This window comes from Rhodobacter sp. CZR27, assembly GCF_002407205.1.
In the GTDB taxonomy this organism is placed as follows: domain Bacteria; phylum Pseudomonadota; class Alphaproteobacteria; order Rhodobacterales; family Rhodobacteraceae; genus Cereibacter_A.
Genome location: NZ_CP023548.1, coordinates 1538948 through 1561057 on the forward strand (window position 1 = coordinate 1538948; position 22110 = coordinate 1561057).

Annotated in this window: 24 protein-coding genes; 13 read left to right on the top strand and 11 right to left on the bottom strand. The window is 70.4% G+C overall.

Going from position 1 to position 22110, the window contains the following annotated elements:
- Positions 1-42 precede the first annotated feature (42 nt).
- The 3 genes from CK951_RS07495 to CK951_RS07505 all read left to right on the top strand — a co-directional run bounded on the left by CK951_RS07495 (position 43) and on the right by CK951_RS07505 (position 1457).
- Entirely contained in the window at positions 43-636 is a 594-nt protein-coding gene (locus CK951_RS07495) for a hypothetical protein (RefSeq protein ID WP_232520713.1), read from the top strand.
- A gap of 117 nt (positions 637-753) precedes the next feature.
- The gene (fliS, locus tag CK951_RS07500) at positions 754-1146 is read left to right on the top strand and encodes a flagellar export chaperone FliS (RefSeq protein WP_096785556.1); all 393 of its coding nucleotides are present in this window, start codon (positions 754-756) and stop codon (positions 1144-1146) included.
- A complete protein-coding gene (locus CK951_RS07505; RefSeq protein ID WP_096785557.1) occupies positions 1143-1457 on the top strand; it encodes a hypothetical protein in 315 nt (104 codons plus the stop codon). Before fliS ends, CK951_RS07505 begins: the two co-directional genes overlap by 4 nt.
- A gap of 73 nt (positions 1458-1530) precedes the next feature.
- Here the strand turns inward: CK951_RS07505 and CK951_RS07510 are convergent, their stop codons facing one another.
- Together CK951_RS07510 and CK951_RS07515 are read right to left on the bottom strand one after the other, a co-directional pair.
- Positions 1531-1713 carry a hypothetical protein gene (locus CK951_RS07510; RefSeq protein WP_096785558.1) on the bottom strand — a complete coding sequence of 61 codons (183 nt, stop codon included), beginning with the start codon at positions 1711-1713 and terminating at the stop codon, positions 1531-1533.
- A 52-nt stretch (positions 1714-1765) separates the two neighbouring features.
- Positions 1766-2242, bottom strand: a complete 477-nt coding sequence (locus tag CK951_RS07515) for a hypothetical protein (RefSeq protein ID WP_096785559.1) — start codon at positions 2240-2242, stop codon at positions 1766-1768.
- A gap of 185 nt (positions 2243-2427) precedes the next feature.
- Between CK951_RS07515 and CK951_RS07520 the strand changes: the two genes are divergently transcribed.
- Positions 2428-2823, top strand: a complete 396-nt coding sequence (locus CK951_RS07520; RefSeq protein ID WP_096785560.1) for a hypothetical protein — start codon at positions 2428-2430, stop codon at positions 2821-2823.
- Entirely contained in the window at positions 2820-3434 is a 615-nt protein-coding gene (locus CK951_RS07525; RefSeq protein ID WP_096785561.1) for an SEL1-like repeat protein, read from the top strand. The genes CK951_RS07520 and CK951_RS07525 overlap by 4 nt, the downstream gene beginning before the upstream one ends.
- Positions 3435-3666: 232 nt before the next feature.
- Here CK951_RS07525 and CK951_RS07530 read toward each other — a convergent pair whose 3' ends face one another.
- The 5 genes from CK951_RS07530 to CK951_RS07550 are packed head-to-tail and all read right to left on the bottom strand — an operon-like array spanning position 3667 to position 6692.
- Complete coding sequence (locus CK951_RS07530; RefSeq protein ID WP_096785562.1) at positions 3667-4047, bottom strand: hypothetical protein; 381 nt, start codon at positions 4045-4047, stop codon at positions 3667-3669.
- A 28-nt stretch (positions 4048-4075) separates the two neighbouring features.
- The gene (gene flgM / locus CK951_RS07535) at positions 4076-4375 is read right to left on the bottom strand and encodes a flagellar biosynthesis anti-sigma factor FlgM (RefSeq protein ID WP_198402419.1); all 300 of its coding nucleotides are present in this window, start codon (positions 4373-4375) and stop codon (positions 4076-4078) included.
- Between the two features lie 36 nt (positions 4376-4411).
- Complete coding sequence (flgA, locus tag CK951_RS07540; protein ID WP_096785564.1) at positions 4412-5083, bottom strand: flagellar basal body P-ring formation chaperone FlgA; 672 nt, start codon at positions 5081-5083, stop codon at positions 4412-4414.
- Entirely contained in the window at positions 5080-6159 is a 1080-nt protein-coding gene (locus CK951_RS07545) for a flagellar assembly protein T N-terminal domain-containing protein (RefSeq protein WP_096785565.1), read from the bottom strand. Before CK951_RS07545 ends, flgA begins: the two co-directional genes overlap by 4 nt.
- Entirely contained in the window at positions 6156-6692 is a 537-nt protein-coding gene (locus CK951_RS07550) for an LPP20 family lipoprotein (RefSeq protein ID WP_096785566.1), read from the bottom strand. Before CK951_RS07550 ends, CK951_RS07545 begins: the two co-directional genes overlap by 4 nt.
- Positions 6693-6849: 157 nt before the next feature.
- On the opposite strand from CK951_RS07550, the gene flhA reads away from it, so the two are divergent.
- From flhA to CK951_RS07565, 3 genes are read left to right on the top strand one after another with little or no spacing between them, the layout of a single operon-like run.
- Positions 6850-8961, top strand: a complete 2112-nt coding sequence (gene flhA, locus CK951_RS07555; protein WP_096785567.1) for a flagellar biosynthesis protein FlhA — start codon at positions 6850-6852, stop codon at positions 8959-8961.
- 3 nt (positions 8962-8964) lie between these two features.
- Positions 8965-9873 carry a hypothetical protein gene (locus CK951_RS07560; RefSeq protein WP_096785568.1) on the top strand — a complete coding sequence of 303 codons (909 nt, stop codon included), beginning with the start codon at positions 8965-8967 and terminating at the stop codon, positions 9871-9873.
- On the top strand, positions 9870-10589 hold the full coding sequence (locus CK951_RS07565) for a sigma-70 family RNA polymerase sigma factor (protein ID WP_096785569.1): 720 nt from the start codon (positions 9870-9872) through the stop codon (positions 10587-10589). The genes CK951_RS07560 and CK951_RS07565 overlap by 4 nt, the downstream gene beginning before the upstream one ends.
- A 121-nt stretch (positions 10590-10710) precedes the next feature.
- Here the strand turns inward: CK951_RS07565 and CK951_RS07570 are convergent, their stop codons facing one another.
- Positions 10711-11541: a hypothetical protein gene (locus CK951_RS07570; protein ID WP_096785570.1), complete on the bottom strand. Its 831-nt coding sequence runs from the start codon at positions 11539-11541 to the stop codon at positions 10711-10713.
- 256 nt (positions 11542-11797) lie between these two features.
- Here CK951_RS07570 and CK951_RS21360 point away from each other — a divergent pair, with 256 nt between their 5' ends.
- A complete protein-coding gene (locus CK951_RS21360; protein ID WP_096785571.1) occupies positions 11798-11971 on the top strand; it encodes a hypothetical protein in 174 nt (57 codons plus the stop codon).
- Between the two features lie 68 nt (positions 11972-12039).
- Entirely contained in the window at positions 12040-14541 is a 2502-nt protein-coding gene (locus tag CK951_RS07580) for a bifunctional diguanylate cyclase/phosphodiesterase (protein WP_096785572.1), read from the top strand.
- A gap of 121 nt (positions 14542-14662) precedes the next feature.
- On the opposite strand, the gene CK951_RS07585 is transcribed toward CK951_RS07580, so the two are convergent.
- Positions 14663-16162 carry an acetyl-CoA hydrolase/transferase family protein gene (locus CK951_RS07585; protein ID WP_096785573.1) on the bottom strand — a complete coding sequence of 500 codons (1500 nt, stop codon included), beginning with the start codon at positions 16160-16162 and terminating at the stop codon, positions 14663-14665.
- A gap of 295 nt (positions 16163-16457) precedes the next feature.
- Complete coding sequence (locus CK951_RS07590; RefSeq protein ID WP_198402420.1) at positions 16458-17141, bottom strand: GntR family transcriptional regulator; 684 nt, start codon at positions 17139-17141, stop codon at positions 16458-16460.
- Positions 17142-17768: 627 nt separating this feature from the next.
- Here CK951_RS07590 and CK951_RS07595 point away from each other — a divergent pair.
- The 3 genes from CK951_RS07595 (at position 17769) to CK951_RS07605 (ending at position 21138) form a co-directional block, all read left to right on the top strand.
- Positions 17769-18539 (top strand): hypothetical protein, encoded by a 771-nt coding sequence (locus CK951_RS07595; RefSeq protein ID WP_096785575.1) that lies wholly within the window; start codon positions 17769-17771, stop codon positions 18537-18539.
- Between the two features lie 200 nt (positions 18540-18739).
- Positions 18740-19795: an SDR family oxidoreductase gene (locus CK951_RS07600; RefSeq protein WP_096787195.1), complete on the top strand. Its 1056-nt coding sequence runs from the start codon at positions 18740-18742 to the stop codon at positions 19793-19795.
- Positions 19792-21138, top strand: coding sequence for an NAD(P)H-dependent oxidoreductase (locus CK951_RS07605; RefSeq protein ID WP_096785576.1), 1347 nt, complete (start codon positions 19792-19794; stop codon positions 21136-21138). Before CK951_RS07600 ends, CK951_RS07605 begins: the two co-directional genes overlap by 4 nt.
- Here the strand turns inward: CK951_RS07605 and rfbC are convergent.
- Positions 21123-21656, bottom strand: coding sequence for a dTDP-4-dehydrorhamnose 3,5-epimerase (rfbC, locus tag CK951_RS07610; protein ID WP_096785577.1), 534 nt, complete (start codon positions 21654-21656; stop codon positions 21123-21125). The genes CK951_RS07605 and rfbC overlap by 16 nt on opposite strands.
- Positions 21657-22110 lie beyond the last annotated feature (454 nt).

The window sequence follows — 22110 nt, forward strand, 5'->3', positions numbered from 1 at the left end:
GGCACATTCCGTTCAACGTCAGCCACATCAAGGGGTTCCGCCATGTTCTTTCCCGTCGAGGTCACCGGCCGCATTCCCTCGCTGACGCAGGCGCACCGCCGCGCGCTCGACCATGCCGAGGCGGTGCTGAAGCCCCTGACGAGGGCCGTCGCCGTTCCCGAGGCCACGCTTGCCGGCCTGCGCGTGGGCTTCATCGGCGATGCCGCCATCCCCGGTCTGGTCGGCCTCGTGCATGCCATGGGCGGCCGGGCCGAGACTGCCGTTCTTGACGGGCGCCGGCTGCCGGCGCACCGCCGTCCCGATGCCGTCGTCGTCTCCTGGCCCTCGACCACCGGGAACGAGACGGCCGAGTGGCAGCAGGTGGCGCTGATGCGGCTCGACAATCCGCGTCTGGTGGTGATCCTGCTCGACTGGTCGAAGGGCGGAATGTTCGTGCCCTGCCACGACCTGCGCATCCCCCGCCGCGCCACGCGCGCCACGATCCGCTCGATCCTGTCCGAGCTGCGCCTGCTGCGCCGGGAACAGGCGCTTGCGGCCGAAACCGACGCCTCGGCCACCGTCCGCCCGCTGTTCCGTCGCGCCCGGGCGGCGGCCGTCGTCTCCGTGCCCTCCTATCCTTGCGCGAAGGCCGCCTGAGACCGGGCGGCCCCGCCGCCGCCCCTTCGTCCCCCCTGCCGCGAAAATCGCTAAAAGTTCTTTCGGATCGGCCGTTTAATCCTCTGTAACCCAGCCGCTTCCGGAAGGAGACAGAGGATGACTTTCGCAGATGCGAGGACGCGCTACCGGCGTGCCGAGACCGTGGATTTCCAGTCGGTCGAGGACCCGCACCAGATCATCCTCGTCACGCTGCGCGAGCTGGAACGGTCACTGAAGGCGCTTGCCGCGGCAGCACCTGGCCCCGTCTATCCCGACCAGCACCTGAACCGCGCCTTCACGGCGATCTACATCCTGCAGGGCAGCCTCGACTTCGAGAAGGGCGGCGAGATCGCGGACAACCTGTTCGCCGTCTATGAATACTGCCGAACCCAGGTTGCCGCCGCCTTCCGGCGAGAGCCTGCGCCGCAGCTGGCCGATGCCGCCGGCCACATCGGCACCATCCTTGCCGCCTGGGAGCAGATCGGCCCGCGGCGGGACGACCGGTCGTGACCGGTCCGGGCGGCATGCCGCTTTGCCTGGGGCTTGCTGCGGCCACGGATGCCCTGCGGGCGGCGATTGCCCGCGGCGATGCCGAGGCGATGCTGGAGCACGAGGCGGATCTGCGCCGCCTTGCCGAGTCCCTGGCGCAGCCGGGGACGCGCGGCGTGTCGCGGGGGCAGGTGCTTCTGGCGCTGGTGGCGGCGCGCGATGCGGTGCGCGAGGCGCAGGAGGCGCTCGAGGCCGCACGCACCCGCCAGGCCGCCGAGGGGATGCGCAAGCGCAGGCTGCAACTGGCCTATGGCGAAGGCGCCCGGCCGTAGCGCCGCGATCCCGCAGCCGCGCGGAAGGCCCCGTCAGGGTGCCGCGCGATCACCGGCGTGGACGGGTTGCGGATCAGAGGGCCGCCGGACCACAATCCGCGGGAAACAGCGGCTTTCTCGCCAGCAGCGTGCGAAGCGGCCGCGTGCGGCGGCGGGCCTCGGCGCCACGGTCGTCGAAGAAGACCGTCTCGATGACGAGGCCGTCGAGCGCATCGCGCGGCATCTCGTCGGGCATGGCGGCGGTATCGGTCGGCATGGCGGTCTCCCTGCAGTCGAACGTCCTGCCGGTCCTGCAAGAGCCGTGCCGTTCAGCGCACGATGAACTCGGTCAGCAGCGCCTCATAGACCGGGGCGGGGGCGGCCTCGGTGCCGTAGCGGGCATTGACCACCTCGCGCAGGGCGGCGGGCAGGGCGCGCCGGAACGCCTCGATGGTGGGCTGGGTCTCGTCGCACAGGCGCACCGCCTCGGCCAGTTCGGCGACCAGCAGCGGGATGTCCGCGCGAAGCTTCCCCGCCATCGCCGGAAGGTCGAGGCCGGTCCCGTCCACGGCAAAGACCACGCGCAGGGTCAGCTGGCGGCGGTTGTCCCGGACGCTGGCCAGGATGGGCTCGGGCAGGGGCATGTAGGTGAGCGGTCCGGCCGGACCCGCGGCCTCGCCGGGTTCGGGCGCGGGCTCCGGTGGCGGCGACGGGGCCTGCAGCGCGAGGCCGAGGCCCAGCCCGAACAGCACGAGCGTGCCGCACAGGCCCAGGCCGAAGGGGATAAGCGACGAAGGGGCGGACATGCGGCTCGCTCGAGTTGAGGGCGCATCATAGACGATCCACCCTCGCGATCATCCCGCCCGATGGGAGGGGAGGCCATGCGGAAGTCGGGGCGCGGCGGCTAAGAAACCTCGGCCCGCCGCCGTTGCAGGAAGCGTGAGCCTGGTTGCGCCGCGGTGCGGGCCGGCGAAACGGGAAGGAAAGACGCATGAGACTGAACCTGCCGCAGGTGCTCGCCCCGCTGGCCGAACGGCTTCCGGTCCCGGCGCGGCCTGCGCGCGAGGACCGCCCCGCCGACGCCTTCGACCTCGTGCGGACCGAGACACACCTGAGGAACCGGGCGCAGGTCGAGCGCTATCTGCCCGACATCCTCGGCCGGGCGCTGGCGCGGATCTGGATCGACCCGCTGTTCCGCGACGAGTTTGCCGCCGATCCCGTCAGCCTTCTGGCGCGTCACGGGGTCTTCCTTCCCGAAACCATCAGCATCGTGTTCGAGACCGAGGGCAGCGCGCGGCCCCGCGTGGTGGTCTACGAGCAGAAGGGGCCACTGCGCCCGCGCCAGCGCATGCTTTACCTGCAACTGGTGATGATGGCCGGAAAATGAGGATCGCGGTCCTGCTCTGTCTCGCGCTGGCGGCCCCCGCGGCGGCCGATCCCTTTGCCGAGGCGGTCGCGGCCTTCCGCAAGGGCGAGGCCGGACGGGCGGCCGTCCTGTTCCGGCAACTGGCCGAGGCGGGTGATGCCGAGGCGCGGTTCAACCTCGCCCTACTTTACGCCGAAGGCGCCGGGCTGCCGCAGAACCCGCGCGAGGCGCTCTACTGGGCGTGGCTTGCCAAGCTCGAGGGGGTGGAGCCTGCCGAGGCGCTCTCGGCGCGGCTTCAGGGGCACCTGCCCGCTGAGGCACTGGAGGCATTGTCAGCCCGCATCGAGGCCGCGCTTCTGCCCCGCGTGGCCGAGGGCGACAGCGCGGCGATGTTCGGCCTTGCGCGCGTCCTTCTGCAGCTTCGGCCCGAGCCGGATGCCCGGCGGGCCTATGAATGGCTCTCGATCGCGGCGGCGCTGGGTCGGCCGGAGGCCGCAGGCGCGCGCGATGCAGCACTGGCGCAGGTGCCCGAAAGGGACCGCTTCAGCGTGCAGGACGGGGCCCTTGCGGCCTTTGCGGCCTGGTGCAGGACCGCCACCCGCCCCGCCGATGCCTGCGCCGCCACCGGCTGAGGTCGCGGCAGGAAAGGCGAGCGCGTCCTGACGGATAGCCGTTCGGGCCGGTCGGCCGCAGGTGGGGGCGCGGCCGCGGCGAAGAGGGCTGAAGGACTGCCCAAAGGTCCCGCGCGGAGCCTTGCCGCCAACGGCACCCCGGGGCAGGAACCTTCGAAGGATGCGGACGGTCTGCGCGCCTGCGCGGACGCCCGCCGTGAAGGCACGGCGGGCGTTGCGGCTCAGCTTCCGGTCAGTGGCGGCGCAGGCGCGCGACGGCCTTCGCCTCATCGAGATCCAGTCCGACCTCGGCGGCGATGGTCTCCGGTTCCTCGCCCCGGCGGGCGAGCGCGATGGCCTGGTCGATCATCCGCTCGCCGGTCAGCCAGTCCAGATCGGCCTGCAGGCTGTCGGTGGTGGCGCTGATGCGGTCGAGCGCCGTCGCGTGCCGCCAGTCCATGTCATGCAGCCGGTCGGACAGGCGCTGCTCCAGCGCCGCGAGCTGCGCCTCCAGCGGCAATGGGGCGACTGCCGAAAGGGCCATTGCGGCACGTCGGCGCCGCAGCAGCACAAGCGACAGCGCGCCGCCCGCCGCGACGGACAGGGCAAGGGACAGGACGAGAAGGGGGCTCATTCCAGACGGTGCTCCGGTTTTCCAGGTCTCAGGGCTTCAGATCCAGGTAGTCCGAGAACAGCGCGTCGGTGATGCGCTCCAGGTCGATGGGATATTTCCCGTCGGCGATGGCGTCCTTGATCTTCTGCACCAGTTGCAGGTCCACGGGCGGGCCCGAACGCAACTCCTCCGGCATGGCCAGAGCGGTCGCGCTCAGTTCGACCGTGTCTCCTGTGGCCCGTGCGAGGCCCGGCATGGCCCCCGCATGGGATCGGTCCACCCGCGCAGGGGTGTCCTTCAGGCGTTCGAGACGGCTCGGGCCGGGGGTGGGGACGACGGATTCGACCATTTTACCCTCCTTCATGCCCCTCGTAACGACTGGATTTCAGCGCATGTTAGGCCGGACCTCGGCCATATTTCGCGCGGTGACGGTGGCTTTCACGGTGATGCCGCTGGACAGGTTGCGCACCTCGACGAGGTCTCCGAAGCCCGCGTCGGAAAGCGCCTCGCCGGGCGCGAGGACCTCGATCCCGCCCATCACGACGCGCAGGGCCATGGGCTCGCCCCGGGTCACCAGGCGGTCGGGCTCCAGATGCCGCGGCAGGACCGGCTGGCCCGGGGCAAGGGCCACGCGCAGCCGGCGGCCGACCAGCGCCTCCGTCCGCGCCTGCATCGCGCCCTCGGCCGGCGCAAGATCCGCGGGCGCCAGCGCCGCGCCCCGGGGCACCGGGCGGGCCAGAACGACGGCCGTCGCTTCGTCGGGGACGGCGCGGTGCTTGCGGGGATCGTGCCGCGCCGGCGCCTTCGTGCGCAGCGCACGCTTCCATTCCGGTGCCTCGCAGCGCAGCTCGGCGGTGGACCAGCTGCCATTCAGCGGCCCGACATGCGGCTCGTGGCTGCAGGGCGGCAGCGGGCGAAGCGGCGCGGGCGGCTCGCCCGGAACGCCCGCCCGGGCCATGGCCGAGGCGATCAGCCCGGCGGCCTCGGCCCCGCTCAGCCCGTGCTCTGCGGCGGCGGCGGGAAGCGCCAGAAGGCCGGCGAGGACCAGTGCCTTCACCTTCCGGTCTCCACGAATTGCACGCGCCGGCCGGCAAGCTGCGCGATGCCGACGGTCGGGTCCAGCGGACGCAGCCGGGCCGAGGCGCTGCGCAGGTCCGCCACCTCGAGGATCCGGGTCGACCCGAGCCTGTCGGAGGTGAAGGCGAGGCTTCCGGGCGTCAGGCCGTTCGCGCGCCCCACCGGCACCTCCAGCAGGCCACCCGCCGCCGCGAGGCGGGCCGAGACCGGCTCGCAGCCCTCTCGGTCCAGAAGCTCCGCGAGCGCCCGGTCCGCCCCGTCGAGCAGCGCCGCCGCCATCGCCTCGCGCTGCGGCTGCGCGAGCACCGCGAGACCGCCGAGCAGCGATGGCGCGGGCAGGCGGATCCGGCGGACGAAACGCTGGACCGCCACCGTTCCGTCGCTGGCGGCCAGCCGAAGCTCCAGATCCAGTTCCAGTTTCGGGCCGGCGATGCGGCGGAGGCGGATCACCGGCGTGAAGCCGTGGCCGTTGCCCGGCAGGCGCAGGGTGCCCTGCGTCAGCACCTGATAGTCGAAGGCGTCGCCCGCGCGCGACCGGCGGGGCATGTCACGGTCGGTCACGCGGGCCAGCGACACGGCCGGATGGCGCGCCAGCCCCTCGACCAGACGCCGGGCGATGGTGCCGGCCAGTTCGCCCGACCACTCCGGTGCATGGGGATCGACCTGGACCTCGGGGGCATAGGCCGTGACGATCAGCGTGCGGATCGGGCAGAGCGGCCCCGTTCCCTCGCCCACCACGGCACTGATCCGCACCCGCCAGACCGACCCCGACAGGTCCTCGGCAAGGATCTGGTGCTCGAGGATGCGGCCCACGGTGCGGACCACGGCCACGTCCGAGGTCACGATCCCGCGGTTCGTGGCGGTATGGCCCGAGACCTCGGCCCCGCCGGCAAGCGCCGCCGCCAGCAGCGCGTCGGCCACCGCGCGGCGCCGCGCCGCATCGCGGTCGGCAGTCGAGGTAAGCGTGCCGAAGCCCACCGCCTCGACCCGGATCGGCTGCTCTGCCGTGGCGGGTGCCCCCAGCGCCAGCGCAAGGAGAAGGGCAAGCCACCTCATCGCTGCCGCGCCGCCTTCACGATATAGGCCACGGCATCGGCATCGAGCGCGAGTTCCACCTCGTAGGTGTCCTCGCCCTTGGGCGTGATCCGCACCAGCCGGGCGCCGCGCAGCGTGCCGCTGACGGCCGCGTCGATCCGGTCGTTCACCGCCACAGCATCCTGAACGGTGGTTCGGGAATCGAGCCGCAGCCCGTGCACCTGCTCGGCAAGATCGCGCATCGCCTCGAGCCGCGCCGCCCGCAGCGCCATCAGGCGGCGCTCGTTCAGCGTGCGGCCGGGCTGGCCGGAAACCTGCGCGAAGCCGAGGCCGGTGACGAGCGGCCTTGCGCCGAGCGAGGCGGGCGCGGCGCCGCGGCGCGAGGCCGGCGGGTCGAGCCGGTCGTAGGCATCCTTCAGCTGGGCGAGCTGGGTGGTGCGTGGCCCGGCATCCGCGGGCAGGGCCTGCGTCGCCCGCGGCGGGGGCGGCGCGCAGGCGGCCAGAAGCGGCAGGGCCAGGACTGCAAGGCGTCCGAGGCGCGGGCGGAGGGGCATGGGCGGCGTCCTTGGCTGGGCGGGGCGGTCGGTCTGTGGGCTGCAAGCGCCATGCCAGACCGCGCCCGTCCGCTGGCACGGGGCTTGCAGCACCCGCCGCGACGCCGACCCAACGAGTGACCGACATGTCCCCCAGCCGCCTCCCGGAGCCCCGTGCATGAGCGCCGTCGCCGCCCCGCAAGGCTGGGGAGCGCGGCTGGGCGGGATGACCCTGCCGGTCGGCATCCTCGTCATCGTCGCGATGATGGTGCTGCCGCTGCCGGTCGCGCTGCTCGACATCTTCTTCGTCGGCAACATCCTGCTGTCGCTGCTGATCCTGATGGTGGCGCTGCACACCTACCGCCCGCTGGATTTCTCGAGCTTTCCCAGCATCCTGCTGGTGGCCACGGTGCTGCGCCTCGCGCTGAACGTGGCCTCCACCCGGATCGTGCTCAGCCACGGTCACACCGGCGCGGATGCGGCGGGCAAGGTGATCGAGGCCTTCGGCTCGTTCGTGATCGGCGGCAACTTCGTCGTTGGCGCCTTCGTCTTCGCGATCCTCGTCATCATCAACCTCGTGGTGATCACCAAGGGCGCGGGGCGGGTGTCCGAAGTCTCGGCCCGCTTCACGCTCGACGCGATGCCCGGCAAGCAGATGGCGATCGACGCCGACCTGAACGCGGGCCTCCTGTCCCCCGACGAGGCGCGCGAGCGCCGGGCGGACGTGGCGGCCGAGGCCGACTTCTACGGTGCGATGGACGGCGCGTCGAAATTCGTGAAGGGCGACGCGATGGCGGGGATCCTGATCCTTGTCATCAACATCGTCGGCGGCATCATCATCGGCGTGGCGCAGCACGGCCTGAGCGTGATGCAGGCGGCCGAGACCTACGTGCTTCTGTCGATCGGCGACGGCCTCGTGGCGCAGATACCTTCGCTTCTGCTGTCGATCGCGACCGCGATCATCGTCACGCGCGTCTCGTCGAACACGGACATGAGCGTGCTGATCGGCGCGCAGATGGGGATCGGCCGGGCGTGGGTGCCGGTGGCGGCCGTCATGCTGATCATGGGGCTGATCCCTGGAATGCCGAACCTGCTGTTCCTGATCGGAGGCGGCGCGGCCGCCGCGGTGGCCTGGGTCACGCTTGGCCGCGAGCCGGGCAAGGCGGCGGCACCCGGCGCAGCAGCTGGCGCCGCGGCGGCCGAGGCCGAGGCAAAGCCCGGGCCGGAAGCGATCACCACCGAGGAGATCACCGATTATGCGCCCATCTCGCTGCAGATCGGCTACGGGCTGATCCCGCTGGCCGGGGATGGCGGGGGCGCGCTGGTGGCGCGGATCACCGCGATCCGGCGCGACGTGTCGAAGGCGCTCGGCTTTGTGGTGCCGGGCGTGCGGATCCGCGACGACCTCGGCCTCGCGCCGAACCAGTACCGCATCCGCGTGGGGCAGGCGATCCTGGCCGAGGACGTGGTCTATCCCGACCGCAAGCTTGCGCTGCCCGGCGGCGCCTCGCGCCGCAAGCTGAACGGCATCGCGGTGAAGGACCCGAGCTTCGGCCTCGATGCCGCCTGGATCCTGCCGCATCAGGTCGCCGAGGCCGAGGCCGACGACCATGTGGTGGTCGAGCCCGAGTCGGTGATCGCGACGCACCTGAGCCAGATCCTCGTGAAGCACGCCTCGGCCTTGATCGGGCAGGACGACGTGCAGGGGCTGATCGACACGCTGGCGCGGTCGGCGCCGACGCTGGTGCAGTCGGTGGTGCCAAAGCTCGTGCCGCTGCATGTGCTGACGGCAGTGCTGCGGGCGCTGCTGGCCGACCGCATCCCGGTTTCGGACATGCGGCGCATCCTCGAGGGGCTGGCCGAGCTTTCGGGGCGCAACCTCGGACCCGCAGACCTCGCCGAGGCGCTGCGCCCGTCGCTGGTGCCGCTTCTGCTGCAGCAGCTGGGACCGGTGAGCCAGCCCCTGCCGCTGGTCACGCTGGAGCCGGATCTGGAGCAGCTCCTGCTTCGCTCGCGCCGACAGGGGGACGAGATGCTGCTGGTGGACAACGGTCTCGCGCAGTCGCTGCTGAGCGCGCTGGCCGAGCGGCTGGAACTGGCCTCGGGGCAGGGCAAGCAGGCGGTGGTGATCGTGGCGCAGCCGCTGCGCCGGGCCTTCGCGGGTTTCGTGCGGCCGCATCTGCCCGACGCGGTGGTGATCGGCATGGGCGAACTGCCCGAGGCGCGCCGGGTCGAGGTCGTGGGCACCGTGGGCGGCGCGCCGTCGCTGCCGCAGGCGGCGGGGAGGTAAGCCATGGGCGTCCTCACCGTCCGCGCCCCCGACAGCCAGCAGGCGATGGAGGAGGTCCTCCGCCGCCTCGGGCCGGATGCCTACATCCTGTCCACTGCCCAGCGGGACGGGCAGATCGAGATCCGCGCGGCGCGCGAACTGCCGCCCGTGCCCGGCACCCCCCGCACCTTCGGCGAGCTTCTGGAAGAGCGCCGGGCCGAAACCGCGCGCCCCGCCCTCGTGGCGGAGCGCGGCTGGGTGCCGCCCGCGCCGCGGCCGCTGTCACCCGGGTCCGGAACACTCGCCGACACGCTGCTGCCCGCGACGCCGCCGCGCCTGCCGGCGCGGCTGGTCGTCGTGGGGCCACCGGGCGCAGGCAAGACCCTGCTCGCGTTGCGCTTCGCCGCGCTGATGATCGAGGAGCGGCCCGGGGCCGAGCCGGTGATCCTGGCCCCGCGCGTGGGCCACGAGGGGCCGGACGCCCGCCTGCGCCACTGGGCGCGGCTCCTTGACCTGCCGGTCGAGCGGCCCCGGCTGGCCGATCTCGACGCCTTCCTTGCGCCGGAACCCGATCCGCTGCGGCCGGAGATCGTGGACCTGTCCTGCCTGCCCGATGCCTCGCCCGAGCGGATCGAGGCGATGATGGAGGCAGGCGCCGAGGTGGTGCTGGCCCTGCCTGCGGGTCTTGCGCCGCGCCTTGCGCTGCGGCTGGCCGCGGCCCCGGCGGGGGTGACGCTCTGCCTGACGCGGACGGATCTCTGGACGCCCGAGGAGGCAGAACTGGCCGCGCTCGCCCGGTCCGGCCTGCGCCTTGGCTGGGAGAGCGGCGGCACCGGCGTGGTGGATGCACTGCGCCGCATGGATCGCGACCGCCTCGCGGCCTGGGCCGCGGGCTGGGCACGCGGGTCGGATGAGAGGGAGGACCGGGCATGATCCATTCGCGCGGCTATGCCGAGCAGGCGCAGACGCCCGAGCGTCTGGTGCGCGGCCACATGGACCTCGTGCGCCGCATCGCCTGGAGCCTGCACGCCCGGATCGGCCGAAAGGTCGAGATCGACGACATGATCCAGATCGGCTACATGGGCCTCGTCGATGCGAGCCACCGCTACGAGCCGCGCGACGGAGTGAGCTTCGCGGCCTATGCCGCGATCCGCATCCGCGGCTCGATCATGGATTTCCTGCGATCGAACTCGACGCTCTGCCGAACGACCATCGTGATGCAGCAGAAGGTGAAGGCCGCGGTGCAGCGGCTGGAGGGGCGGCTGATGCGCGCGCCCGAGACGCCCGAGATCGCCGAGGAACTCGGGATGCCGGTCTCGGACTACCAGGACTGGCTGGCGGAATTCGCCTCGAGCCACACGGCCTCGCTGGACGAGGTCTATGACGACCAGTCCACGCTCTTCCAGGGCAGCGACCCCTCGGCCGAAGACCAGTTGCAGCTGACGCAGATGCGCGGCCTGTTGCGCCGCGCGCTCGGCCGGATGCCGGAACGCGAGGCGCTGCTTCTGCAACTCATCTTCGTCGAGGAACTGAACGTCTACGAGGTGGCAGAGATCCTCGGCGTCACCACGGGCCGGGTGTCCCAGATCAAGAAGGCGGCCATCGAGCGGCTGCGCGGCTTCATCGGCGAGATGCAGGGCGAGGACTGAGTCGGCGCCGGAAGGCGCGGGGTCCCGCGACGCCCCGCCCGCCCGCACCCCGTCCGGGGCAGGCAGGGCGGGGCGCATGGCCGAACCTGAGCCGAAGGCGGCCGTGCCACCTCCCGCAGGATCAGAGCGGCTCGACCATGGCACCGGCGGCCAGCCGCCGCGCCCAGGCGTGGACATCCTCCCCGATGCGGTCCCGCAGGTCGCGGACCTCGGCGACGAGGGCGGCGGCGGCGCGCTCGCGCATCCCCGTCACATGGGCGAGCGCCGAGGGCCGGACCTCGCGCCAGTCCGCATCGCCGTCGAGCCGCAGCAGAAGCGCGGTTCCCGTCTCGCGCACCTCCCAGCCGAGGCCGTAGAGGTCGAAGCCGTTCTGCCCGTCGGTGCAGGGATCCTCGCGCCGGCGGATCATGTGCATCCGGACATATTCCTCCAGCGCGTTGCGCGTGCGCTGCAGGATCTCGGCCGCGATCTCGAACCAGCCGAGCGAGAGGTCGGCCTCGAGGTCGCGCCACGCCATGTCGGCATCGGTGCGGAAGGCCAGCACATCGCTGCCGGGATAGCTGGCGATCTCGTAGCTCGCGGGGCCGATCCTGAGCCGGGCAAGCGGGGCAGGGCTTTCGTCGCCGGCGGTCACGACAGGCTCGGGGACGGCTGGCGGCAGGGAGGGCTGCGACCGGTGCGTTGTCTCCCGCGCCAGCACTTCGCCCCCCTCGGGCGTCAGCGCCAGATGGCCGTCCTCGATGGTCGCGAGGCCCGCGATCTGCAGGCTCGTGCTCTCGGCCAGGGTCGGCGGCTCGCCCGCCGCCAGCCGAAGCAGGCCGGTCAGGCTGTGCGCCGCGGCGCGTCCGTCATATTCGCCGACCGCCTCGATCAGCGCCAGCATCCGCTGTGCCACCGCCTTGGGAAGCGCCGTCTCGAGGGGGCTGCGGGCAGGGGCGAATCTCTCGGTCACGGCGGTTCCTCCGGCTGGTCTGCGTCAGCTTGGTAACGGTCGGCGCCCGGCAGGATTTAGCCGCCGCGGCGTCCCGGACGAAACGGCTGTGCAATTTTCCCGGCTCATCCCGGACCGCGTTAAGACCTTGGAAGGGGAATGCCATACTAATTGTCGTAGGCAGCATCCCCCTGTCGTGACCGCCACAAGGCGAGGTTGTTCTAAACTCTGCAAGGCGTGGAAGAAGCCCGCCGTCACCGAAACCGAGAGATCCCGAATGAGCGAGAGCCTGAGCATCGGCGCCCCGCGCCTTGTCATCGCCGCGCCGGCCCCGGCCGAGGCGGAGGAACTGCCTGATGCCGAGGGTCGTCTGCCGTCGGGCTGGTGGCTCCTGCCAAGCGTGATCGGCGGCTGCGGCTTCTGGGTCGCCCTGGGATTCATGCTGTTCTGATCCGCAACCGGCGGACCGGACAGGTGCCGGACCGCCCGCCACATCGAGAGCGCGATCCTGTCGCAGCCATGACCGACATGCCGATGCTTCGCACAGGTCTTGCCGCACGCCCCGATGCCGTGGCCGAAGAGTGCTGGGTCGGCTTCTTCGACGGGATGGTGCATCCTGTGCTGGTCAAGGACCGCCAGTCCCGGCTGGTCTTCGTGAACCGCGCCGCCTGCGAGGTCTTCGGCCAGAGCCGGACGGAACTGGTGGGGCTGCCGGAACACGCGCTGATCCCCTCCGCGCGACCGGGGGACATCGACGCGCTCGACCGGGCCGCGCGCGACGAGGGCACCAGCACATCCGAGCAGGAACTGCCGGCGCCGGGCGGACCCCGGCGCTTTCTCGTCTCGCGTCGACCGGCGGGCGACTTCCTGGTCGTGACTTTCGTGGACGTCACCGATCTGCGCCAGACCGAGCGGGTCCTGCGCGAGCGCGAGGCGCATCTGCGCGGGCTCATGGATTTGCATCCGGTCATACCCTTCAGCTTCAGCCCCGACGGCACGCTCTCGGATGTCTCGGACCGGCTGGCCGAGTTGACCGGGCTGCCCGCCGACACCCGGCACGTCGACAGCTGGTGGGGGGTGATGCACCCCGACGACCGGGTGGAGCTGATGGCGCTCTGGGCCGAGGCCGCCAGTCGCGGCGGCCCCTTCGATGCCGAGCATCGCCTGCGCATGCCGAGCGGCGCGTGGCGGTGGTTCCGGGTCCGTGTCGCCGCGAGGCGGGATGCCGACGGGCGGATCGAACGCTGGTATGGCCTGCTCGAGGACGTGCACGAGCGTCACATGTCCATCGCCCACCTGCGCGAGAGCGAGGCGCGGTTCCGCGCCTTTGCCGACGATGCGCCGGTGATGATCTGGGTGACCGATGTCGAGGGGATGAACACCTTCGTCAGCCGCGGCTGGCTGACCGCCACCGGCCAGACCCTGGACGAGGCGCTCGGCGAGGGCTGGCTGGCCTGCGTGCATCCCGACGACGTGGAGCCGTCCTGCGCGATCTTCGCCGACGCGCTGGCACGGCGGCGGTCCTATACCAACGAATACCGGCTGCGCCGGACCAACGGCGCCTGGTCCTGGGTGATCGACGTCGGGCAGCCGCGCTTCCTGGCCGACGGCACCTTCATCGGCTACATCGGCTGCTGCGTGGACATCAGCGCCCGCCGGCAGGCCGAGGATGACCGCGTGCTGGCGCAGCTTCAGGTCTTCCACATGTCGCGGCACGACATGCTGACCGGGCTGCCGAACCGCCACTACTTCGGCGAGTGCTATCAGGAGGCCGTTGCCGACCTGATGCCGGGACGGTCGGTGGCCGTGCTGATGCTGGACCTCGACGGGTTCAAGGCGGTGAACGACACGCGCGGCCATCCGGTCGGCGACCAGGTGCTGCGCCAGGTGGCGGACCGGCTGCGCACCTCGGTCCGCAGCACCGACACGGTGGCCCGGCTGGGCGGCGACGAGTTCGCGGTGATCCAGACCCCGGTCCGCTCGGAAAAGGAGGCCTGCGATCTCGCGCGGCGGCTGATCGCGGCGGTCTCGAAGCCCTACGATCTCGACGGCACGGTGCCGGAAGTCGGCGCCAGCGTGGGCATCGCCTTCGCCCGCAGCGAGGGTGACACCGCCGAGGAGGTGATGCGCTCGGCCGATGTCGCGCTCTATGCCGCCAAGCAGGCCGGCCGCGGCACCTGCCGGGTGTTCGACGAGGCCACCGACATCCACCTCCAGACCCGGCAGAAGATGAAGGCGGCGCTGCGCACGGCGCTGGGGAAGGGCGAGCTTTCGGTGTTCTTCCAGCCGCTCGTCGGTCTGGGCGACGGCGAGGTCACCGCCTGCGAGGCGCTGATGCGCTGGCACCGCAAGGGCGCGGGCTGGGTCACGCCTGACCAGTTCATCCCGGTGGCCGAGGAGGCGGGCCTGATCGGCGCGATGGGCGAATGGGTGCTGCACGAGGCCTGCGCACAGGCCACGCGCTGGCCCGGGCATGTCTCGGTCGCAGTGAACCTCTCGCCGCTGCAGTTCCATGGCGGCGCACTGGTGGACAGCGTCGTCTCGGCGCTGCGCGCCTCGGGTCTTCCGCCGGAACGGCTGCAGCTCGAGATCACCGAATCCGTGCTGCTCGATCCCACCGACCGCAATATCGGCATCCTGCAGGAGCTGCGTGGGGTGGGGGTGAAGATCGTCATGGACGATTTCGGCACCGGCTATTCCTCGCTCGGCTATCTGCGCAGCTTTCCGTTCGACAAGATCAAGGTGGATCGCTCGTTCATCCGCGACCTGCCGCACGCCCGCGAGGCGCTCGCCATCCTCAAGGCCGTGGCAGGCCTGGGCCGCAGCCTGAACATGCGGACCACGGTCGAAGGCGTCGAGACGCAGGAACAACTCGATTGTGCCCGCGCCGAGGGCGTGGACGAGGCGCAGGGCTATTTCTTCTCGCGTCCGCTTCCGGCGCCGGCGATCGAGACCTTCATCGCCGCACGCCTGAACGACTGCAGCGCCCCCGGCCGGCCGCCGCGGCGCAAGGAAGGCTGAGGGGCCGACGCGGCCCGTCTAGCTCCAGCCCGCCAATCACGACCTCATAGACGGGCTGGCGCGTCCGGCTGGCGCAGGGCGCGCCGAACGGGCCGACACTCCGGCCCGTCGCAACGGTGGCTCAGGCCATCCGCCCGGTCTCGGCCAGCCGGCCATGCCAGGACAGCGCCTCCTCCAGCACATGCGGGGTGTGGCCGCCGCGTGCCGCCGCCCGCGCGTAGTAATCCCGCAGCAGCGGCTGGTAGTCGGCATGGACGCAGTTGGCGATGATCGTCGCCGCCCGTTCGCGCGGGGCCAGCCCCCGCAGATCCGCAAGGCCGACCTCGGTCACGAGGATGTCGACGTCGTGCTCGGTATGATCGACGTGGCTCACCATCGGCACGACCGACGAGATCGCGCCATGCTTCGCGACGGACTTCGTCACGAAGACCGAAAGATAGGCATTGCGCGCAAAGTCGCCCGAGCCGCCGATGCCGTTCATCATCTGCGTGCCCATGACATGGGTGGAGTTCACGTTGCCGTAGATGTCGAATTCCAGCGCGGTGTTGATGCAGATCAGGCCGAGGCGGCGCACCACCTCGGGGTGGTTCGAGATCTCCTGCGGGCGCAGGATCAGCCGCGGCTTGTACTCGGCCAGCCGGGGCAGGACCTGCTGGTACTTGTCCGCCGACAGCGTGATCGAGGAGCCCGAGGCAAAGCGCAGCTTGCCCGCGTCGAACAGGTCGAAGGTCGAATCCTGCAGAACTTCGGAATACATTTTCAGGTCGTGGAACGGCGTCTCGATGAAGCCGTGCAGCACGGCGTTCGCGATGGTGCCGATGCCCGCCTGCAGGGGCTGGAGCGTATTGTCGAGCCGGCCCGCGCGGACCTCGTGCTTGAGGAAATCGGTCAGGTGGCCGGCGATGGCCCGGGTGTCTTCATCGGGATCGAGGATCGAGGCGGAACTGTCGAGCTTCTCGGTCACGACGATGGCGGCGATCTTCTCGGGCGGGATGGGAATGAAGGGCAGACCCACGCGGCTTTCGGGCGTCACGACCGGAATGGGCATCCTGTTGGGCCGGTAGGTCGGGATGTAGATGTCGTGCAATCCCTCCAGCTCGGCGGGCTGGTTCAGGTTGATCTCGACGATCACCTTCTCGGCAAGGATGGCGAAGGAGGCCGAATTGCCGACCGAGGTGGTGGGGACGATGCCGCCATTCTCGGTGATCGCCACCGCCTCGATCACCGCGACGTCGACACGCGGCAACTGCCGGGTGCGCAACATCTCGACGGTTTCGGACAGGTGCTGGTCGATGAACATCACCTCGCCGCGGTTGATCGCCTTGCGCAGCGCGGGGTCGGACTGGAACGGGATCCGGCGCGACAGCACGTGCGCTTCGGCCAGGGTCTTGTCCAGGTCGTTGCCGAGCGAGGCGCCGGTCATCAGCGTGATCTTCAGCGGATGCTGACGCGCCCGCGCGGCAAGCGCCATCGGCACGGCCTTCGCCTCGCCCGCGCGGGTGAAGCCCGACATGCCGACGGTCATGCCGTCCTCGATGAGCGCCGCCGCTTCCTCGGCGCTGACGATCCGCTCGCGCAGACGGCCGTGGCGGATCCTGTCGTTCTGAACGCCGTCGAGCATCGGGCTCCCCTCCCTGAAAAAGGCTTCCGCCGAACGGAATCCTCCCGAGGGAATGGTCCGGCAAGAAACTTTCGTAGACGGCTCCCGAAGCTTTCACAATCTGAGGTTCGGCTGTGGACGGGAAAGGCGGCCATGCAGGAAATGCATGGCTTCTGCGCCAATGGCATGGCTGGCGCCGCCGATGGCGGAAGCCGGTCCGCGCGGGAGGGCAGGCATCGCGCCTCGAGGTTGGTTAATTTCCGTGGCTCCGGCATCCGGCAAAACCAAAGCGCCAAGACACTGAGCGCGCCGAGGCTCAGCATTTCGACGCGAACCTGCCCATCCGGTGGACACTCATCGAGATGTGGCTGCGACGGATGTAGCCCACGGCCTCGAAGTCGCCGAGCTCGAGCGCGGCCAGCGTGTCGACGATCTCGCGGTGGAAGACCTCGATCTCGTCGGACAGGTTCAGGTGCGGGACCGAGGTGAGCCAGATCCGGTGCGTGAGGTAATAGAGCCGCTCGGTGATCTCGCGCAGCGGCTGGTTGCCGATCATCTGCGCGACCTGCTGGAAGAACAGCATGTTGAGCCGGGCGTAGCGCCGCGGGTCGGGATAGAGGCGCAGGGCTTCGCACTGGGCGACAAGGGCGCGGATCCGAGCAAGGTCGTCCTCGGACCGCGGCAGGGGATCGAGCCGGCCGATCAGCTCCGCCAGTTCCATGCGGAGCTTGTAGGTTTCGATCAGGCCCTCGAGGTCGACCGTGGTGACGAAGGTGCCCACCCCGTGCCGACTTTCGACCAGCCCCTCGGCCTCGAGACGGGACAGGACGCGGCGCAGCGGGGTGCGCGAGACGCCGAACTCGCGCGCCAGTTCCTCCTCGCCGAGGCGTGTTCCCGGTTCGTAGTCGAGCAGGCAGATCCGGTCGCGCAGGGTCAGGTAGATCGTGTCGAACCGCTCGCGCGCGATGGTCCTGGGGCGGGCCTCGTCGACGATGTTCATCCGGCCTCCCATGCGATGCGCAGCCAGCCCTGCGCCGTGCGGTTGCGAGGGCCGCGTGCACGTGGACTGGCAGGCGCCGGGATCTTCCGCACCCGGCTCCCGCCGGGAAGGTCGCAAGCATCGTCGGGCCCTGCTTCCCCCGTAACCAAAGGATGACGCGGTGCCTCGCCCGACCGGGCGCGGCCTTCGCTTCAAGGAGACATGACCCTGCGCCGTATGGCAAGAGCCTGTGCGACAGGGGCAAGCCTGCTGTTGCCCTTTGGACAGGAAGCAGCGGGTCTGTTGCCCCGGGGCGCCCGGATCGGAGGCCGCGGGACCCGCGCGGGGGGCGGAGCGAAGGCGGTGCCGTCGCGGCGCATCTCCTTGGCGCAGGACCACGCGCGAGAGGGCAGAGCCGATGGTGCGCGCATGGCTCGTGAACGGCGCAGCCGGCCCCGCGCGGGCGGCCTGCTGCATCCCGACCTTGAGGCGCCCGGCAGGGCTTCGCCGGGCCTGCGGCGGTCGGCTGCGGAACCGCGTCCTGCGGCGGGCGTTCTGCAGGGGACGGGAGGAGACGACGAGCCTACCGTCACCGGCGCCCTGCAGCCACTGGCGCCGCAGTCCAACCTTCCCGCCCGGAGACCCTGCATGAGCCGAGCCGCTCCGTTCCTGATCGACGATCTGCTTCCGCCGGGCGTGAGCCTGCTCGGCATCCGCCCGGTGAACTGCCGCCGGATCCCGCGCGCCGCCCGGGTGGTCGCCATGGCGCTGGACGATGCCTCGGCGCCCGACCTCCACGCCGATCTGGCGGAGCTGTCGGACGGCGGCGAGGAGGTGGCGTTGCTGATCGCGGCCGAGGGCAGGGGCCACGCCGATGCCGCGGCGGCGGCACTGGAGAGGCATGGTCTTCCCGGCCTCGTGCTGCGGATCGAGGCGCGGACCGGCCTCGACTGGATCGGCCGCCTGCAGGCGCTGGCCCGGCGGCTCGCGCCCGCCGCGGCACTGACGGCGGCGGAGCCTGCGGCCAGCGTCTCGGCGCGGCGCTATCTGGCGAAGATGCGCGAGCTTGAGGACCTGATCGATCCCCTGGCTGCGCCGGCCGAGCGGGAAAGCGAGCGGCTGCCGGACCGCGCGTTGAACTGGCGCGCGCGGCTGCACGCCCGGGCCGTGACGCGCTTTCTGCGCCGTCAGGGCGCTTCGAAGCGGCCCGGGCGGCCGGTGGCCGCAACGGTCCTTCCGGACCGGGCGCGGCTGGGGATCAAACCCTCGGCGCGCAGCCTCGGGTGCGAGGAACTGGCCCGCGAGGAGGCGCTGCTCGACCGGCTGATCGCCGAGGAACGCCTGCGCCGCGCGGCGCTCGTCCGGGCGGTGCCCATCCATGGCGGCGGACGGCTCCCGCGCTCCGGGCTCTGCGCTTGACTTGAGGCGGACGCTTCCCGATTATCCGGGGGCGGGAGTGGATCGGCTCCTCCTTGGCGAGGTGCCCGGCAATTTCGGCTGGGCATAAGCGGGAGCAGGCCTGCGGTCCCGATGCCGATGGCGGTTGCCGCCTCAGTGGGGCCGTCGGGGTTCGTTTGAAGAAGAAGCCGGCTGCCGGCTCGGATTGATTGGAGAATTTGATGCCTCTGAAAGTGCTTTACACCGGGGCCGACGGTTATGTCGGCGCGTTGCTCGGACCCTATCTGCTGGAAAAGGGCATCGACGCGGTGGGGCTCGACACCGGCTTCTACAGGAAGGGCTGGCTTTATCCGACCTCGGCGCCGCGGCCGGCGGTGATCACCAAGGACATTCGCCAGATCACCGCCGAGGATCTGCAGGGCTTCGACGCGGTGGCGCATCTGGCGGAGCTTTCGAACGATCCGCTGGGCCAGCAGTCGCCGGGCCTCACGCACGAGATCAACCACGGCGGCTCGGTCCAGCTGGCCGAGGCGGCACGCAAGGCCGGCGTGAAGCGCTTCGTCTACATGTCGTCCTGTTCGGTCTATGGCGTGGGCCAGCCCGACCAGATCCTTGACGAGACGAGCCCGGTCAATCCGCAGACCGCCTATGCCGAGTGCAAGGTGAAGGTCGAGCAGGACCTGACGAAGATGGCGGGCGACGATTTCGAGCCCTGCTTCCTGCGCAACTCGACCGCCTACGGCGCAAGCCCGCGCCAGCGCTTCGACATCGTGCTGAACGATCTTTGCGGGCTGGCCTGGACGACGAAGAAGATCACCCTGCAGTCGGACGGCTCGCCGTGGCGGCCGCTCGTCCACGCGCTCGACATGTGCCAGGCGGTGTGGCGCTCGCTGACCGCGCCGGCGGATGCCATCCGCGGCCAGTGCTACAACGTGGGCTCGAACGACCAGAACTACCGCGTCATCGAGATCGCGCGCATCGTGGCCGACACCTTCCCGGGCTGCGAGCTGGAGGTGGGCAAGGCCTCGGCCGACAACCGCTCGTATCGTGTCAACTTCGACAAGATCCAGCGCGTCCTGCCCGAGTTCCGCTGCGAATGGACCGCCGAGCGCGGGGCGCGGCAGATGCGGCAGGTTTTCGAGCGCATCGACATGACGCCCGAGGAGTTCCGCTCGGAGCCCTATACCCGGCTGAAGATGCTGATGCGCCTGCGTGCCTCGAAGCTTCTGGACGACAAGCTCTACTGGGCCAACCCGGTGGTCGAGGAGGTCGCATGATCATCGTCGACACCGCGCTCGCGAAGCGGGCGGCCGAGGGGCGCCCGATCCGCGTGGGCATGGTCGGCGCGGGCTTCATGGGCTCGGGGATCGCGCTCCAGATCGCGAAGTCGGTGCCGGGGATGCAGCTGGTGGCGATTGCCGCCCGGCGCACCTCGCAGGCGGTCGCCGCCTTCGAGGCCAGCCGCACCGGCGAGGCGGTCCGCATCGCCACCACCCAGGCCGAGATCGAGGCCGCCATCGTGGCGGGCGAGCCGGTGGTGACCGACGATCCCGCCCTGATCGGTGTGGCCCGTGGGATCGAGGCCATCGTCGAGGTCACGGGCTCGATGGACTATGCGCTGCTCGCAGTCGAGGCGGCCATCGCCACGGGCAAGCATGTCATCCTGATGAATGCCGAGCTTGACGGAACCGTCGGGCCGCTGCTGAAGCGGAAGGCCGATGCGGCCGGGGTGGTGATCACCAATTGCGACGGCGACCAGCCTGGCGTGCAGATGAACCTGATCCGCTTCGTGAAGGGGATCGGGGTCAAACCCGTCCTTTCCGGCAATATCAAGGCGCTGCAGGACGAATACCGCACGCCCGAGACGCAGCGCGGCTTTGCCGAGAAATGGGGCCAGAACGTCCACATGGTGACCTCCTTCGCGGACGGCACCAAGATCTCCTACGAGCAGGCGATCGTGGCCAACGGCACCGGCATGCGGGTGGCGAAGCGCGGGATGATCGGCATCGACCCGACCGGCAAGAACCCGACGCTGCCGCTCAGGCCGCTGGAGGAGTACGTCCAGATGTTCGCGCCCCATCTCGATCCCGAGGGGCCGGGCATCGTCGATTACATTGTCGGCGCGCGGCCCGGGCCGGGCGTCTTCGTGATCGGCACGCATGACGATCCGCGGCAGAAGCACTACCTGAACCTCTACAAGCTGGGCGAGGGGCCGTATTATCTGTTCTACACCCCCTATCACCTCTGCCATTTCGAGGTGCCGATGACCATCGCGCGGGCCGTGCTGTTCGGCGACGCAGCACTTGCGCCGGTCGGTGCGCCGCAGGTGGGGGTGGTCGCGGTGGCCAAGCGCGACCTGAAGGCGGGCGAGGTGCTGGACGGCATCGGCGGCTTCACGATCTACGGCCAGGCCGACAACATGGATGCGGTCGTGGCCGAACGCCTTCTGCCCATGGGCCTTGCCGAGGGTGGCGTGCTGCTTCACGACGTGCCGAAGGACCGGGCGCTGACCTTCCGGGACGTGCGCCTGCCGGAAGGCCGCCGGATCGACGCGCTCTACGAGGAGATGGAGCGCGAGTTCGGTCTCTCGCGCCCCGTCGAGGATCACGCCCTGGTATAGTCGGGCCAGGCGGCGTCCTTCTCGGATATCACCGAGATCTCGCCGTCCCAGCGGATGCCGAAGGCGGGATCGTCCCAGCGGACGCCGCCTTCGGCGCCGGGCGTGTAGGCGGTGGAGACGAGGTAGGACACGGCCGTGCCGGCCTCGAGCGTCAGGTAGCCGTGGGCGAAGCCCTCGGGGATGTAGAGCTGGCGATGGTCGCCGGCGCTGAGGTCGAAGCCTTCCCATTTCATGTAGGTCGGCGAGTCCGGCCGCAGGTCGATGATGACATCCTGGATGCGGCCGCGTGTGCAGGTGATCACCTTCACCTCGGCATGCGGATGGCGTTGGTAATGCATGCCGCGCAGGGTTCCGGCTGCATGGTTGAACGAGCTGTTGTGCTGCACGAACCGGGTTGCCAGACCCGCCTTCGCCATCTCCTCCTCGCAGAAGGTCCGCTCGAACCAGCCGCGGTGGTCGTCACGCGGTTCGGCTTCGATCAGGACGGCGTCCTTGAGGGTCGTGGGAATGAAACGCATTCGTCAAGTCTCTCCATCGAAAGGGGCGCCCGGCTCCGGTGCCGGCATGGCTATGCGACTAAAGTCGGCGCCCAGAGACTGTGTCCAAGATCGCATCGGCGGGCAAGCGCAATCGAGACTGTCTCATATCGGCGAAACGGCGCCGAGTTTCCGGTCGAATCGCTGCCCGGGCGGCCTCGGGGACAGCACCCGGCGCCTTGCCCCCATTTCACGCGCGACAATCCGCCGACGAGTGCGATTGAGGCGTCAGGTATCGCTGTGGTTGTGCGGCAACCGGCTCTCGGTTGCACTTTTGGCTAAAGGGTGAAGGAAACATTGACGCAGCGGCCCGGCGGATACAGAAGTTAAAACACATTATCACTAAGAGTAGTGCCCAGACTTTTGAACGTATCCATTCGCTTACCAATTCCATTATGACAAGAAGTCGAAGGGGCGGCGGGAGCGAGCCGCCCCT